General features: G+C 41.2%; 4 protein-coding genes and 1 pseudogene. 1 reads left to right on the forward strand and 4 read right to left on the reverse strand.

All coding sequences use genetic code 11. The annotated features are described in order from the left end of the window. Positions 1-154 precede the first annotated feature (154 nt). From F7R24_RS14555 to F7R24_RS14570, 4 genes and pseudogenes are all read right to left on the reverse strand, one after another. Positions 155-394: a BrnA antitoxin family protein gene (locus tag F7R24_RS14555; protein ID WP_151671991.1), complete on the reverse strand. Its 240-nt coding sequence runs from the start codon at positions 392-394 to the stop codon at positions 155-157. After that, positions 381-578 (reverse strand): annotated as a pseudogene (locus F7R24_RS15035) (BrnT family toxin); the annotation flags it as partial. The pseudogene F7R24_RS15035 and the gene F7R24_RS14555, both read right to left, overlap by 14 nt. Positions 579-650: 72 nt before the next feature. Then, entirely contained in the window at positions 651-968 is a 318-nt protein-coding gene (locus F7R24_RS14565; protein ID WP_151671992.1) for a HigA family addiction module antitoxin, read from the reverse strand. A gap of 9 nt (positions 969-977) precedes the next feature. Then, positions 978-1,139 carry a type II toxin-antitoxin system RelE/ParE family toxin gene (locus tag F7R24_RS14570; RefSeq protein ID WP_338087117.1) on the reverse strand — a complete coding sequence of 54 codons (162 nt, stop codon included), beginning with the start codon at positions 1,137-1,139 and terminating at the stop codon, positions 978-980. An 81-nt stretch (positions 1,140-1,220) separates the two neighbouring features. Between F7R24_RS14570 and F7R24_RS14575 the strand changes: the two genes are divergently transcribed. Next, positions 1,221-1,520 (forward strand): helix-turn-helix transcriptional regulator, encoded by a 300-nt coding sequence (locus F7R24_RS14575; RefSeq protein WP_151671993.1) that lies wholly within the window; start codon positions 1,221-1,223, stop codon positions 1,518-1,520. Positions 1,521-1,679: the final 159 nt, after the last annotated feature.

The raw sequence follows: 1,679 nt of genomic DNA on the forward strand, positions 1-1,679 counted from the left end.
AGACGTTACGTTCATAGCTCTAGTGGTAAGTAGTTTTTGGCGAAATGATTGATCACCAAGGGCTATGAACGTTCCCTTATTTGACTAAATTGTTGTTATTTATTAATAATTCGTGGGGATACCACAGGGTCAGAGTAACATCTCTCCAGATTTGCTAAATTTCTTTAACGGAGTTTTTCACATAATCCCTTAACAGACTGTTTATTAGCGTTTGATAACCAATATGATCTTCAGCAGCCTTCTTCTTCAAGAAAAGCAGCACATCATTATCTAACCTTATCGTTGTAGATACTTTAGTAGCTTTGTAAAAACGTCCACGAACTCCATTCGAGAAATCATAGTCATCTGCAAGCTCGAAATTGTCTAACTCTGCTCTTTGCTCAATGGTTCTCATAAAAGCTCCTTTCTTTAGGATTTGCCTTTCTTGCCGAAATAATTCTTATAATCTCTTCGCCATCATCAGTAAAAAAGAGATTTGCAACTACGAGTATCTTTTGATCATCAGTAGCACCTAAACTTATCCATCTTTCTTCAAAATAACTAAATCTATGATCCAAATAGGATATATGAAGTGGATCATTAAAAAGAGATGAGGGTCAGAGTAACATCTCTGCAGACACTGCCCCCAAACTCCCCGATCTCCGCGTTTGTTAAGCCATCTGCCGCCAATGAGTGACATCTTGAATCTCGGCCAAGTCTTCCTGCTCTGCTTGTCGTGTCTTGTAAAGGTCCCATCTGATTTGCAGGTTAAGCCAGAAATCGGCCGAAACGCCAAAGAATAGGCCCAAACGAAGCGCAGTACTTGGCGTGATACCACGCTTCTGATTAACCAGTTCATTAACCCTTTGGTAAGGAACATGAATGGCATCTGCCAGTTCGCGCTGCGTAATCTGCATCGGCTGCAAAAACTCTTCTCGCAGCATTTCGCCGGGATGGATCGGCTGTCTATGTGTGGGAATACGGATCATATTTTACCTCTAGTGGTAATCAGTTAACTCTACTTCGTCGGGTCCAGCTTCAGTCCACTTAAAGCAGATCCTGTATTGATCGTTCACTCGAATGCTGTGCTGCCCTTTTCTATCACCAGTCAAAGCTTCCAATTCGTGGGGATACCACAGACTCCGACCCTCATCTCTCAAGAGGAAACATATAAATTGCTAATGAATAAAAAAGAAACTAATATGTTTCTAAATAGAGAATAGCATCTTATAAGTTTAAGTATGATATCACTACTTGATCAAATCAAAAGCCGCCGTATAGCCTTGGCACTGAAACAACATGACATGATGTTGCGTGTAGGCATGTCGCGTCAGCAGTATCAACGACTTGAATCAAAGGGAAATCCTCGTCTAGACACTCTTGAACTCATCGCCAAAGGGCTAAATAGTGAACTGTTACTGATCCCTAATGAGAAGTTACAAGCAGTTAAAGCAATTATGAATGAAGATGCTGAGTCATCCAGCAATTTAAATGCTTTAGCCGATGACCCATGGCAAGGACTACTGGGTGACGACGAATGAATACCAGTACTAACAACGAAGTCAGTGTATTACAGTAAGCGCCCATAAAACAGCACCTATAATTTAAGATGTAACCGCGACACACTATCTCCATCACTTTTAATCGATGGAGGTCGGTATGAGCAACCAAACCAAGCGACACATCTGGCAACAGATTAT

Source organism: Nitrincola schmidtii (assembly GCF_008973715.1).
Taxonomy (GTDB): domain Bacteria; phylum Pseudomonadota; class Gammaproteobacteria; order Pseudomonadales; family Balneatricaceae; genus Nitrincola; species Nitrincola schmidtii.

Excerpts from the sequence above, each read along its gene's own strand:
- F7R24_RS14555 (WP_151671991.1), bottom strand. The coding sequence starts at position 394 with ATGAGAACCATTGAGCAAAGAGCAGAGTTAGACAATTTCGAGCTTGCA.
- F7R24_RS14565 (WP_151671992.1), bottom strand. The coding sequence starts at position 968 with ATGATCCGTATTCCCACACATAGACAGCCGATCCATCCCGGCGAAATG.
- F7R24_RS14575 (WP_151671993.1), top strand. The coding sequence starts at position 1,221 with ATGATATCACTACTTGATCAAATCAAAAGCCGCCGTATAGCCTTGGCA.